Genomic DNA, 13,334 nt, shown 5'->3' with positions numbered 1-13,334 from the left:
AGCAAGGCGTGAGTCTTTCCCAGGTTCCGAAGTGTATTCTTCTATACACGAGGGTTCTGGGAAAGATGAAACAACGCCGCTAGCGCCCCTTTTTCAGCAGCCTGCAAACGGCTCTTTTCTCTCATTAAACAAAGTATTCAGCCTTTTCGAAGCCTCCATCACCGGCCCAGGCTTCATGCTTCTGGCATTTTCCGGGCACTTTTTAATGCAGGCGCAGCAGGTGATACACTTTTTCAGGTCAATCTGCGTGCTGTCGTCCGGGGCAATGGCACCAGCCGGGCAGACTTGTGCGCAGGTGCCGCACTGGGTGCAGGCGTTGCTTACTTCTATAAAATCCACATCCCAAAGTGTGGTGCTTCCCCTGTAGGGAAAAACGCCTGGGAATTCGACATCCGAGAGTTGGGACAGGGTGGCAGCGGACTGGAGTTTTTCGCGTATTTTCCGCCCGAATGCCTTGGCGTGTTCCAAGTCGTCTTTGTCGGGCCGTCCCTGCGCCACGGGATTTTCCGCTGTAGAAAAGGAGTGCTCGCCAATGTATGCGGCTCCGGCAATGGGACGGCCCCCGCATTTTGTAACCACATATTTCAGTTCAAGAAGTGCGTCCTCGTATGCACGGTTTCCATAGACCACAACGCACACCGTGGGGCTATCTTGGGCCTGAAGTTTTTCCAGCCAGCCGCCAACAATCTCCGGCACCCTTCCCATGTATACGGGAACTGCCAGAAGAAGCAGTTCGTCCCCAGCCACATGCAGAGTTTCTTCCCGTGCTGCCGGGCTGGTGATGTCGATGGGTTCAATGGCGTCAGGCTTGATTCCCAAGGCTATTGCCTGGGAAACCTTTTTGGTTGTTCCGGTCGGTGAAAAGTAGGCAAGCTTGATAGACTTGATATGCATTGAATTCCCCTTTTAGCCCCAAAGACTGGAAACGATTTAGGCCACACGCAGGCTGATTACGGTTTACAAACCTTAGTTTCTTTACTATGAGTAACGAAACTATAAAAACCTGTCAATGGACAGCCATAAATCTCCACCCGCACCCCAAGGACTGCCAATGCAGCAAACAAACCCCAAAAGCTCTGCCGAACGCCCCACAACACGCTCCACGACACGCCAGATCGGGCGCCCCAGAAGCGAAAAGTCGCAGGATGCCGTACTGAAAGCCACACGCGCTCTTTTGGATGAAGAGGGCGGAAGCGGGTTGACCATTGCCGCCATTGCCCGCCGCTCCGGGGTTGGCAAACCGACCATCTACCGTTGGTGGCCTTCGGTGGCGGATATTGTTTTGGAGGTGGTTCTCAACAGGGCCGATGCGGACATTGGTGTTCCCGATGCCGAAACCTTCCGGGGCACGCTCAATGAATTTCTGCGGCAGTCCATGACGGCTCTGACCGATTGGGGAGGCATCCATTTACGTTTTCTCATGGCGCAGGCGCAGATGGATGAGCCATTCAGGAAGAGGTTTCGGGAAAATTTCGTTGCCCAGCGGCGGGCAGTGTTGCTTTCAATTTTTTCGCGTGCAATGGAGAGTGGACAAATCGGGTCTGTTCATAGCCCGGAGATGCTTACGGACATTGTTTTCGGGGCCATGTGGTATCGGTTGCTGGTGGGACATGGAAGGATGGATGAAGGGTTTGCGGATGAATTGACAGAGGTGGTTATGGGGTTGGTTTAGGCGGGGCATGCTTGTACAGAAAATAAAAAAAGCAAAGCACAATGCGCCTTCCGCGCATTGAAGAGGGAAGAGGATGTGGGAATGAAGGGAGACATGGTGTCCCTTCGTATGTCAGCCAAGCCACTTTTTATGATTCTTTGCCAGAAACAGTGGGGGGACCTGATAAGGCCAGGTCCCCCCGGTTGTTTCCGGCACCTTCCCCTCCCCCTCCAGCCTCAAGGGGCCGCAGGTATTTATCAAGACGATATTGCCGCCTCTTTGCACCAAGCCAGGTGAGGTAACGTCCTTGCGCCATAGCTTCGTAAGCTGCCTTTCAAGTGTTTGCACAACAGTTACGCCACGAAGCGTGGCGAATAGAAGGCCATTGGTGGAGGGGAATTAATATACGCTCAAAGGTTGAACTTGCGGTCTAAATTTATCGGTTTAATTCCGTAAAAACCATCCCCTTGAGTTTCTCAATCATATTGCGGGCCAGGGGTAGCCAACAACTGCTGAAAAACTCTTTCTCCTCCAGGCTGCTCAAAAAGGTGCGAAAGCAAGGCGTGAGTCTTTCCCAGGTTCCGAAGTGTATTCTTCTATACACGAGGGTTCTGGAAAAGATGAAACAACGCCGCTAGCGCCCCTTTTTCAGCAGCCTGAAAACTAGCTGGTTTTGTCCATCAGCCTCCCCCAAGCCCTCGTCCCCGGTACGGCCAAATGCCACTTCTCCACCATATGAAGGAACAACCCGTAGGGCACGGTATAAATCAATTCCCCGTCCTTGAGGTATTTGATCATATTGATGTCGTACCCGCCGACCACGGCGCAGGTTTTGCCTTGCGCCAGAAGCTTTCTGGGCCAGCACACCGTTGTACAGCAGCCAACGCCAAAGGGCATCTTCACGGCGTTCATATCGCCAGTTAAAAAAACGGTCAGAGCATTGAGGCCGATAAGACTTTTTCTGTTCGGGAACATGATGACGAGTTCGGGCCGTTCTTCGTCCTGAAACAGGCTGAGGGCTTGGGCCACCAGCACCGGGCCGGAGGCTTCCAGCGGTTGAAAATCGTTGTAGAAGCGTTCGCCTGTTTCCGGGGAATCCACATAGCGTTCGCCGGGTATTTTTCCGGGAATTCCAGTGGAAAGAAGTGCCGGTTCAAAGGGTTCGTAATCCGGCTTGAACCCCATAAAAAACGCTCCGCCCGAGCATCCGTAGCGTTCCTCGTCAAAAAAAGCCGGGGCTTTTTCCCTGCGGGCGCGGCGAAGCTTGCCCAGCAGGCACGATGTCCAATTCAGATTGCCGTCATTTTCTTTAGGAAGTTGCGAGAGCGGGGTCTGGGGCCTGGGGGAAAAGCCAAAGGCGGGTCTGCTGTCCGTATAGTACAGGCCCAATGGCTCCTCGGGCAGACCGAGGGCGGCAGTGAAGAGGTCCACTTGTTCCGAAAAGGCGGGCGTATTCATCGTCTGTCCTCCGGAGGAGCTGTTTGTTCACCTCAGCTGGTGAATAAATAAATGGAAGTTAGTGCGCAGACCATACCGAGCACTTCCTTGACGGTAAGGGCTTCCTTGAGCAGCAGAACGCCGAGCAGCACGGTCACCACCGGGGAAAGCGCCGTGAACATGGCGACAACAGAGACTTTTCCCAGCTTGACCGCATAGAGAAAACCAAGCGCACCAACCATGCCGAGAATACCGGTTGAAACGGCCAGCCCGGCACCTCTGATGTCGGTATCGGGCCGAAATCCCAGAAAAACAAGGGTGACAACGCCCATTATGGCGCATCCCAGGGTTTCGTAGACAATGGCGCTGGTGGGGCTGATATAACGGGTGGTGATTTTGGGAACAAAGCCCCACAGGCCCCAGCATACAAGGGTGACTGTGGCAGGCAGAAGCCAGTTGGGCACGCTTTTTCTCTCTTGGCATTGAAAATTGAGGGGATTCTTCTTTTTACCGCCAACGCAATATATCGGCAACCGTTTTTCAATATTTTCTACAGACGCAGAAATACAAAAGCCCCCGGTGGAACGTGCATTCCATCGGGGGCATTTTTTTGTTGGGCGTTCTTGCCGCGTTCGCTAAAGAAACGCGAAAGACGAGGAAAAATCCGGGCCACTCATCGGGCCAGCCATATGGCCCAGGCCGCTGCCGGCTGTTACTTTTCCTCGAAGTTTTCGGCAATGATGGCCGCGTCGTCCGGGTGGGCGGTAATCACCTCCGGCCCGAGGTTCTTGGCCTTGCCGTAGCAGCGCAGCCCTTGCGGGTCCTGCACTACAAAACCGGCGGAGCGCACCGAAGAGTAGGGGATCTGCTCACGGAACTCATCAAATTCAATACGTTCCGGAAAGATGATGGGCAGGGGTTTGCCTGCAAAGTCTTCGAACATGATGTACTTCATGGCCTGCGCTCCCGTTGTACGAATTTAGTCTTTGCTTCCGGCAATGGCCTTGGCCGGAATGATGCCCGTGGCTGCGGCGGAAACAATGTTCCCGGCCACACCGGGGCCATCCCCGGCAACATACATCCCTTTGATTGCGGTCTCAAGGTTGTTGTCGGTTTCAATCTGGGTGGCAAAGAACTTGATCTCCGGCGCATAAAGCAGGGTCTCGTCGTTTGCCACGCCGGGCACGACGTTATCCAGCTTTTCCAGCCCTTCCACAAGGTTGGTCAGGATGCGTTCGGGCAGGGCCATGGCAATGTCGCCGCAGACCACGTTGGTCAGGGTCGGCTCCACATAGCCCTTGCGGATGCGGCTCCAGGTGGAGCGGCGACCGCGCTTGAGGTCGCCATAGCGCTGCAAAAGGGGCTTGCCTCCGCCGGTAAGGGTTGCCAGACGTCCGATGGATTCGCCATAGGCCTGGTTGTCCGTAACCGGTTCGGTAAGCACGGCCTTGGACAAAAAGGCGAAGTTGGTGTTTTCGCTCTTCTTGTTGCGGTAGGCGTGGCCGTTGACGCAGACAAAGTCCTGGTAGTTTTCCAAGGTAACAAAGCCGCCCCGGTTGGTGCAGAAGGTACGGGTCTGGTCGTCGTACTTTTGGGTCTGCACAAAAAAGGTGGGGTCGTAGATCACGTTGGTGAGGTCGTTCATGATGTCGTTGTGCACTTCCACGCGCACGCCGACCTCTATGCCGCGCTGGGACAGGCTGAGGCCGCAGCGGGTGGCAACCTTGCCCACCCAGTCCGCACCCACGCGTCCGGGGGCCAGGATGACCTTGCCGCAGTCGTATTGGCGCTTGGTGGTGACCACGCCAACCACGCGGCCGTCTTCCACAACCACGTCCTCCACCTCTTCCGAGGTGCGGATGGTGACGCCCTTTTCTTCCAGATAGTCGGCCATTCCGGCAATGTGACCGGGCAGGTTGTCGCTGCCCAGATGCTTCTGCTTGATGAGCAGCAGCTGAATGCCCGCTTTTTTGGCTTCCTTGCGGATTTCCTTGGCCGTTTCCCAGTCCGTGGGATAGACCGGGCCGTCCATGCCGAAACGGTTGAAAATGGCTTCGGTTTCGTCGATGAGTTCCATGGCTGCGGAGGCAGACATGAACTGGGTGAGGTCGGTTTTGCCCAAGATGTGGATGAAGTTGAGCTTGCCGTCGGAAAAGAGACCTGCACCGCCCACGCCCGCAAGAATATTGCAGGGTTTGCACTTGATGCATTCTTCCTTTTCCAGGCTGATGGGGCATTTGCGCTTGAGCGAGGCTCTGCCCTTGTCAATGAGCAGGATGTCGAGATCGGTGTGCTCGGCCAGATAAAAGGCGGAAAAAAGACCCGCGGGCCCTGCTCCGACAATGACGACATCAAACTGGGACTTTGTTTCGGGCTTGTTCATGGCAGCCCTCCTGTAGATTACTTTTATGAAATGAAATACTCCAGGCGCTAGGCCGGAATTCTTAGTATAAGCACACTAAATTATCGCTTGCAAGCATAAAAACGTCACTTTCGCGGCAGGCAGCGGCTACGCACGCTTTGCAACAGTTCCGCAAATGCGCTTAACTGCCGCCCGCATTTGAATATTACAGGTCGCGATGACCGTAACGAGTGAAACACTGCGCCCCAAAGAACACGAAAAAAGCCCGGCCTTACACCGGGCTTTTTTCGATGACGAACTCCGCGCTGCCAAACTTTGCGCCGAGAAAAATTGCTTGGCAAAAATGCTGTTGAGCCAGTGCTTCCAACCAACCCTGCTTTTTACCTTCCCCATCCCAATTTCTGGGGTGGCTCAAAAAGGTACGATAGCAAGGCGTGAGTCTTTCACAGGTTCCGAAGTGTATTCTTTTATACACGAGGGTTCTGGGAAAGATGAAACAACGAAGCTAGCGCGCCTTTTTCAGCCGCCCCTTCTCCCCCACCGCGGGTGGCTCAAAAAAGTGCGAGAACCAGGCGCGAGGGATATTTAAACGCGAAGTGTACTCTTCTCGTACACGAGCGGCTTAAATATTCCGCAGCAACGCCGTTATCGCGCCTTTTTCAGCCACCCTCCAATGGAAGAACCATTGTTATAGACAACCCACCCCCCTCACTCCGGTTGGCCGCATAAATCTTGCCCTTGTGTGCGGCAATGGCGCGGCTGGCAATGGCAAGCCCCAGCCCGGCCCCCTGACTAGTCCCCTTCTTGTTCACCTTAACGGCGGGTTTTCCGCCTTCTGCGGTGCGCAGCCGCACAAACGGCTCGAAAATCCGCTTGAGCGATTCCTCTGGAACGCCGGGGCCGCTGTCCTCCACTGTTATGGCACAGCTGTTCATGGCAGCATCTACCTTTACGCTCACCACCACGGAGGAGCCGGGCGGGCTGTGGCGCACGGCGTTGCGCAGCACGTTTTCCAGGGCACGGCGCACCAGTTCGGCATCGCCACGCACGGTGGAAATCTCGGCAAGCTCGTCTTCCGGTACATGGTGCATCTGTATGGAAACGCCGTCCTTCTCGGCCTCGAAACGGGTGTTGTCCACAACCACGCGGGCCAGCCCCTGCAGATCAAAATATTCTTCCAACACGCTTTCCTCTGCCTCCACGCGCGACAGGGTGAGCAGTTCGCCCACCAGCTCGTCCATGCGCGAGGACTCGCGCTCTATGCGGTCGAGCAGAGCTTCCGTACGCCGGGGATTCTGCCGGGCCAAGCCAATGGCAATGTGCTGCCGGGCCAGGGGGGAGCGCAGTTCATGCGAAACATCGTAGAGCATCTGTTCGCGCGACTCGACAAGGATCTGCAACCGTTCGGCCATGCTGTCGAAGTCCCGGGCCAGATCGGCTATTTCATCGCGGCGGCGGCCCATCAGCCCCTTGAGACGAACGTCCAGATTGCCCCCCGCCAGCTGGGTAAAGCCTTTGCGCAGCCGCCAGATGGGCCTGGAAAGGTGCCAGGCCAGCAGGGCGCTGAAAAGCAGCCCGCCGACCACGCCGAATACGACCATTTCTACGGGAATATGGAGCGGCCCGTGTTTGGGCGGCCTGGGCAGCATGTCCGTCCTGTCGTAGATAATGCGGACGATGGTGCCGTCGGCAAGGGGTACTTTGCGGGAAATGATGCGCCTTTCGGGCTTTCCCTCCTCCTTCACAATACGCGCAATATACCCCGGTACGTTCCCAGGTACTTTCCCAGGTACTTTCCCCGGTACTTTCATGGACGCGAGCACCGACACATTGGGCCCCAGCCAATTTTCCCCTTCGTCCGCACCAACAGGCGCAAAGGTGAGGCGTACCCTCTCTTCCTCGGGCCAGGAGGCGAGCAAAGCACGCAACCCGTCTTCCCCGCCCAGGCGAAGGGCTGTTTCCGCCGAGGCAAGACGCGTCTCGGAAAGGTTGTGCGCGTAGCTGCGGATTTCCGTCCGAAAGCGGGGAATGTTGTACAGGGTGAAAACCACCCAGACCCCTTCCACAATGCAGATAAAGGTGAACCAGAAGCCGAAAAGAATTTTCCAGAACAGACGGAGGCGAAGACGCATCAGCGCAGCACCTTGTAGCCGATGCCACGCACGGTCTCGATGGCCACGACATCGTCCGCACTTCCGGCCGCATCGGCCAGCTTGCGGCGCAGATGGCTCATGTGCACGTCCACACTGCGGTCGTACGGTTCGCGCACGCGGCCCAGAACGCGCTCGGAAAGCTCTTCCTTGGTCACCACCCTGTCGTCGGCACGCAGCAGCATGTGCAGAAAATTGAATTCCGTGGTGGTCAGCTCCACCGGCTCCCCGTCCCAGTCCACAGTGCGCTGGGGCACATGCATGCATAACCGGCCCAGTCGGAAGACATCCTCGGGCTGTGCATCTTCGCTCCCTTCACCGCCGGAGCGCCGCAGCACCGCGCGCAAACGGGCCACCAGCTCCCGGGGGTAGCAGGGCTTGGGCACATAATCGTCCGCGCCCATTTCCAAGCCGACCACGCGGTCCACATGGTCGCCCTTGGCCGTAAGCATGATCACCGGCACCCGGCTGGTCTGACGAATCTGCTGCAGCACCTCCACGCCGCCCCGGTCGGGCAGCATGACGTCCAGTATGATCAGATCGTACTTTCCGGAAAGTGCGGCAGTGGTTCCCTCTCTGCCATTGTGCACGGCATCGGTCTCGAAACCTTCGGCCTCAAGATATTCGGTCAGCAGGTTTGCGAGATCCACGTCGTCATCGACTATAAGAATACGTGTGGCCTTCATACCCATCCTTTGACACATCTTGCAGCGAAGCGCTAACCCCTGCGCCCGCTTTTTACATACACTTTACACTTTTCTGGCAAAGCCTTAACTCCCATCCATGCCAAAAAGGCTTATATCCAGTGTGATGGCTGCGAAATACACATATCTATTTTGCAGGGGATCGCGCACCATGTCGGGTGTCGCGTGTACAGCTCCATTTATGATGACACCAATTGAACGGGCCCGACACAAGGCTGTACGCGGAACAATCGGCCAAGACCGTACGTTCCCCTCCCACACAGATAAGATCACAGGAGCAATATATGAACAGGTTTCTCAAACTCGCGCTCGTTACCGTGGTCCTGGCCGGTCTGGGCGTTGGAGCAAAACTGATTTTCTTTCCCGCGCCGCAGCCGGTGAGCTATCTTACGGCCAAGGCGGACACCGGCGATATACGCGAAACCGTCCTGGCAACCGGCACCCTGGAAGCTTTCCAGCAGGTCAGCGTGGGCGCGCAGGTTTCCGGCCAGGTGAAGTCCCTGAAGGTGGACCTGGGCGACAAGGTGAAAAAGGGCGACCTTATCGCGGAGATAGATTCCCAACCCCAGCGCAACGCGCTGCGCACGGCCCAGGCACAGCTGGACAACGTCAAATCGCAACGGGCCGCCAAGCTCGCCGTGCTCCGCCAGGCCGAATCCGAATTTGCCCGGCAGGAAGGCATGTTGCATGCCAAAGCCACTTCCCGGCAGGACTATGAGAACGCCCAGTCCACCCTTGCCCAGACCAAGGCCGACATCGCCGCCTTGGACGCCCGGATTGTTTCCGCGGGCATAGAGGTGGACACGGCCAGGATAGACCTGGGCTACACATCCATTGTCGCGCCCATGGACGGGGTTATCGTGGCCGTGGTGACCAAGGAAGGCCAGACCGTAAACGCGGCCCAGCAGGCCCCGACCATCGTCAAACTGGCCCAGCTGGACACCATGACCGTGAAGGCGGAAATTTCCGAAGCCGACGTGGTCAACGTGCATCCGGGGCAGAAGGCCAGCTTCACCATTTTGGGCGAGCCGGACAACGAATACGCGGCCACCCTGCGCAGCATCGAACCCGCGCCCGATTCCATCGCCACAGAAACCACCACCTCGGCCACCTCCAGCACGGACAAGGCCATCTATTACAACGCCCTGCTGGACGTGCCCAACCCGGACCACAAGCTGCGCATTTCCATGACCGCCGAAGTGGTCATAACCCTAGCCGAAGCCAAAAACGCCCTGGTTGTTCCGGCCATCGCCCTGGGCAAAAAGCAGGCTCCGGGAGAGTATACCCTGCGCGTGCTGAACGCGGCAGGCAAACCGGAAAAACGCACGGTGCACACCGGGCTGAGCGACAATGTCAACGTCCAGATACTCGACGGAATCAACCAGGGAGACGAGGTCATTCTGGGCGAGGCCGATCCCACGTCGGTATTGCGCCGCCGCGGCCCCATGAGGTTGTAGCCATGGCCCTGCTGCAACTTCGCACCCTCGGGAAGGAATACCCTTCCGGCGAGACCACCGTATCGGTGCTCAAGGACATAAGCCTGGAAATAGAAGCCGGAGAAATGGTCGCCATTGTCGGCGCTTCAGGGTCTGGCAAGTCCACGCTCATGAATATTCTGGGCTGCCTGGACCACCCCACCAGCGGCACCTACCGCATTTCCGGAAAAGACATGAGCGAGCTGGAAGCCGACGAACTGGCCCGGCTGCGCCGCGAGCACTTCGGCTTCATTTTTCAGCGCTACCATCTGCTTTCGTCGCTTACGGCCCTGGGCAATGTGGAAATGCCTGCCATTTACGCGGGCATGGACCAAAGCGCGCGCCGCAAGCGGGCTGCCGAGCTTCTGAGCCGATTGGGCCTGGCCGACCGCATAAACTACCGCCCTGGCCAGCTTTCCGGCGGGCAGCAGCAGCGCGTCAGCATTTCCCGCGCCCTCATGAACGGCGGGCAGGTCATCCTTGCCGACGAACCCACCGGCGCGCTGGACACTGCCAGCGGGCACGAAACCATGAAGCTCCTTACCGAGCTGAACGCCGAAGGCCATACCATCATCGTGGTCACCCATGACATGGAAGTGGCCGCCTATGCCCGGCGCATCATAGAAATCCGCGACGGCGAAATCATTTCCGACCACGAAAATCCCAATCCCGAGGCCGTTCCTGCCGTCTCCACCGCCTCCACAGCCTCCACGCTGCCCGACCACAAGGGCGTCATGAGCTGGCTGGACGGTCCCTTCGAACTGCTGCGCATGGCCCTTTCCGCCATGAGAGCGCACAAGCTGCGCACCTTTCTGACCATGCTGGGCATCATCATCGGCATTGCCTCGGTTGTCTCCGTGGTCGCCCTTGGTCAGGGATCGCAACAACAGGTCCTCAAGGACATCAGCGCCATCGGCACCAACGTCATCGACGTCTTTCCGGGCAAGGGCTTTGGCGACCGCCACTCCGGCAAAATCCACACCCTGATGGCCGCGGACGCCGACGCCCTGGCACGCCAGCCCTATGTGGACAGCGTCACGCCCAAGGTTTCCACCTCCGTGGACCTGCTCTACCGCAACGTGGACGTTACAGCCACGGTCAACGGCGTGGGCGACGATTTCTTCCGGGTTTACGGCTACAAGCTGGGCCAGGGCCGCGCCTTCAACCGCGACATGGTGCGCAGCCTCGCCCTGGTGGCGGTCATAGACCAGAACACCCGCAAGCGCCTTTTCGAGGAAACAGAAAACCCCATCGGCAAGGTCGTCATCCTGGGCAAGGTTCCCTGCCGCATCATCGGCGTTACCGCGCCCAAGAAAACCTTTTTCGGCAACCCCGACGCCCTGAACATCTGGGTACCCTACACCACGGCCATGTACCGCATGCTGGGCCAGTCCTACCTGAATCGCCTCACCGTGCGCGTGGCGGACAACGCCCCCATGCAGGCTGCCGAACAAAGCATTAAAAAAGTCCTTACCCTGCGCCACAAGCGGCAGGACTTCTTTCTCATGAACACGGACACCATCCGCCAGACCGTGGAAAGCACCACCAAAACCATGACCCTGCTCATCTCGGCCATTGCCGTCATCTCGCTGGTGGTGGGCGGCATAGGCGTTATGAACATCATGCTGGTGTCGGTTACCGAGCGGACCAAGGAAATAGGCGTGCGCATGGCCGTGGGCGCCAGACGCCGCGACATCATGAGCCAATTCCTCATAGAGGCCGTGCTGGTCTGCCTGATGGGCGGCGTGCTGGGCATAGGCCTGGCTCTCGGCCTCGGCCTGCTCATTGCCCAGGCAGGGAGCGAATTCACCATGGTCTACTCCACCAGTTCCATGGTCATCGCCTTTATCTGCTCCACGCTCATCGGAATTGTTTTCGGGTATCTTCCGGCGCGCAACGCCGCTTACCTGGACCCGGTGGACGCGCTGGTCCGCGAATAGCAAACAGGAATACACCCCATGCGAAAACTGCAAATCATCATAGCCGTTACAGCCGCCCTGCTTTTGGCTGGCTGCGGCCCGGCACTGCATACGGACTACAAAAGGCCCGACCTGACCATCCCCGCCAGCTGGAACGCGACCGGTAATACTTCTGGTGCTGTAAACTCCCTGGTCGGCGATGCGGCCCAGTGGCCCACCTCTTTTGGCGACTCCAAGCTGGAAAGCCTTGTGGAGCTTGCCCTGGCCCGCAACAACGACCTGGCCGCCGCTACAATTCGCGTGCGCAAGGCCCAATTGGAAGCCGGAATCGCCCAACGCGACCTCATCCCCGGCCTTTCCGCCACGGGAACAAGCAACAACAGCAAGGAAGTCACGCACGATACGGACTGGACCAACTCCTACTCCGCCAACCTCCAGGTAAGCTACGAAGTGGACCTGTGGGGCAAGCTCTCCAGCGCCTACGACGCCAAGAAATGGGAAGCCATAGCCACGGACCAGGACCGCCAAAGCACGGCCCTCTCCCTGGTGGGCACCACCATGCAGCTGTACTGGCAGATAGCCTATTACAACGTGCGCCTGAGCCTCAGCGCCGCGAACATCAAATCCGCCGAGGAAACCCTGCAACTGGTCAAGTCCCAGGAAAAATACGGGGTCGCCACGGACCTGGAAGTGAACGAGGCGCTCAAGACCCTGGCCGGGCTCAAAGTATCGCGCCAGCCCCTTGTGCAAAGCCGCCAGGAAGCCATCAATTCCCTGGCCGTTCTTTTCGACATGCCGCCCGGAGAAGTTATGGCCGATCCGCACGTGCTCCAGGTAGCCACCATGCCGACCATCCCCGCAGGGCTGCCCGCCCAGCTCCTGGGCCGCAGGCCAGACCTGCGCGCCGCCGAACTGCGACTGCGCGAACTTCTGGCCCAAACCGACGTTGCCAGGGCAAACTTCTACCCCACGCTGGCGCTCACCGGCAGCCTGGGCGGTTCCAGCACCGAACTTGCCGACGTGCTGGAAAACCCCATCGGTACCCTGGCAACCAACCTCGCCCTGCCATTTCTCAACTGGAACACCCTCACCCTGCGCGAGGACGTCTCCAAGGCCGATTACGACGAGGCCGTCATCAACTTCCGCCAGTCCCTGTACGTGGCCATGAAGGATGTTGAAAACGCCCTGTCCAACCGCACCGTCCTGCAGCGCCAAAGCCACATGCTCCAGGAAAACCTCACCGCCGCCCGCAAGGTCGAACACATCTACGAGGTGCGCTACAAAGCCGGATACGGCACACTCAAAGACTGGCTCCAGGCCCAGAACTCCCGCCGCGCAGCCGAAGCCTCGCTGACCGAAAACCTCTATAACCGACTGGTCAATTTCGTGACCTTATACCAGGCCCTTGGCGGACAGCCCGCACAAGTGGAGAGGACAAGCAAAGAGGGGTAGGAAGAGAGGGAGAAGAAGGGAAGAGAAAGAGAAGAACATAGAGAAGAAAGTTATACCGGGGCCATGATGGCCCCGGACCCCGCAATATTTAAGGCCGAAGAACTGTAATAAGTTCTTCGGCCTTTTTGTTTGTTTAAGTATCAGCCCAATAGCGTGGGATGTTGAGAACGGTACGAAAGCAACG

11 protein-coding genes are annotated in these 13,334 nt (G+C 57.9%); 4 read left to right on the top strand and 7 right to left on the bottom strand.

The annotated features are described in order from the left end of the window. Nucleotides 1-93: 93 nt before the first annotated feature. A complete protein-coding gene (locus ACI0FJ_RS13875; RefSeq protein WP_424304492.1) occupies nucleotides 94-894 on the bottom strand; it encodes an EFR1 family ferrodoxin in 801 nt (266 codons plus the stop codon). Between the two features lie 157 nt (nucleotides 895-1,051). Between ACI0FJ_RS13875 and ACI0FJ_RS13870 the strand changes: the two genes are divergently transcribed. Then, entirely contained in the window at nucleotides 1,052-1,672 is a 621-nt protein-coding gene (locus tag ACI0FJ_RS13870; RefSeq protein WP_424304491.1) for a TetR/AcrR family transcriptional regulator, read from the top strand. 642 nt (nucleotides 1,673-2,314) lie between these two features. Here ACI0FJ_RS13870 and ACI0FJ_RS13865 read toward each other — a convergent pair. The 6 genes from ACI0FJ_RS13865 to ACI0FJ_RS13840 all read right to left on the bottom strand — a co-directional run bounded on the left by ACI0FJ_RS13865 (nucleotide 2,315) and on the right by ACI0FJ_RS13840 (nucleotide 8,286). Next, nucleotides 2,315-3,109, bottom strand: a complete 795-nt coding sequence (locus ACI0FJ_RS13865) for a DUF169 domain-containing protein (RefSeq protein WP_424304490.1) — start codon at nucleotides 3,107-3,109, stop codon at nucleotides 2,315-2,317. 32 nt (nucleotides 3,110-3,141) lie between these two features. Then, nucleotides 3,142-3,552 carry an EamA family transporter gene (locus ACI0FJ_RS13860; RefSeq protein ID WP_424304489.1) on the bottom strand — a complete coding sequence of 137 codons (411 nt, stop codon included), beginning with the start codon at nucleotides 3,550-3,552 and terminating at the stop codon, nucleotides 3,142-3,144. Between the two features lie 248 nt (nucleotides 3,553-3,800). Beyond that, complete coding sequence (locus tag ACI0FJ_RS13855) at nucleotides 3,801-4,043, bottom strand: hypothetical protein (protein WP_424304488.1); 243 nt, start codon at nucleotides 4,041-4,043, stop codon at nucleotides 3,801-3,803. A 24-nt stretch (nucleotides 4,044-4,067) separates the two neighbouring features. Next, nucleotides 4,068-5,471: an NAD(P)/FAD-dependent oxidoreductase gene (locus ACI0FJ_RS13850; RefSeq protein WP_424304487.1), complete on the bottom strand. Its 1,404-nt coding sequence runs from the start codon at nucleotides 5,469-5,471 to the stop codon at nucleotides 4,068-4,070. A gap of 638 nt (nucleotides 5,472-6,109) precedes the next feature. Next, on the bottom strand, nucleotides 6,110-7,582 hold the full coding sequence (locus tag ACI0FJ_RS13845; RefSeq protein ID WP_424304486.1) for a sensor histidine kinase: 1,473 nt from the start codon (nucleotides 7,580-7,582) through the stop codon (nucleotides 6,110-6,112). Beyond that, nucleotides 7,582-8,286, bottom strand: a complete 705-nt coding sequence (locus ACI0FJ_RS13840) for a response regulator transcription factor (protein WP_424304485.1) — start codon at nucleotides 8,284-8,286, stop codon at nucleotides 7,582-7,584. The genes ACI0FJ_RS13845 and ACI0FJ_RS13840 overlap by 1 nt, the downstream gene beginning before the upstream one ends. Before the next feature lie 302 nt (nucleotides 8,287-8,588). Here ACI0FJ_RS13840 and ACI0FJ_RS13835 point away from each other — a divergent pair, with 302 nt between their 5' ends. The 3 genes from ACI0FJ_RS13835 to ACI0FJ_RS13825 are packed head-to-tail and all read left to right on the top strand — an operon-like array spanning nucleotide 8,589 to nucleotide 13,150. Further along, a complete protein-coding gene (locus ACI0FJ_RS13835; protein ID WP_424304484.1) occupies nucleotides 8,589-9,761 on the top strand; it encodes an efflux RND transporter periplasmic adaptor subunit in 1,173 nt (390 codons plus the stop codon). 2 nt (nucleotides 9,762-9,763) lie between these two features. After that, nucleotides 9,764-11,719, top strand: a complete 1,956-nt coding sequence (locus tag ACI0FJ_RS13830; protein WP_424304483.1) for a MacB family efflux pump subunit — start codon at nucleotides 9,764-9,766, stop codon at nucleotides 11,717-11,719. A gap of 18 nt (nucleotides 11,720-11,737) precedes the next feature. Beyond that, on the top strand, nucleotides 11,738-13,150 hold the full coding sequence (locus ACI0FJ_RS13825) for an efflux transporter outer membrane subunit (RefSeq protein ID WP_424304482.1): 1,413 nt from the start codon (nucleotides 11,738-11,740) through the stop codon (nucleotides 13,148-13,150). Nucleotides 13,151-13,334: the final 184 nt, after the last annotated feature.

The sequence above is a fragment of the Desulfovibrio sp. 7SRBS1 genome (genome assembly GCF_049723905.1).
Classification (GTDB): Bacteria; Desulfobacterota; Desulfovibrionia; order Desulfovibrionales; family Desulfovibrionaceae.
The sequence above is the reverse complement of the archived record's forward strand: the minus strand, read 5'-3'. Positions and strand labels throughout refer to the sequence as shown.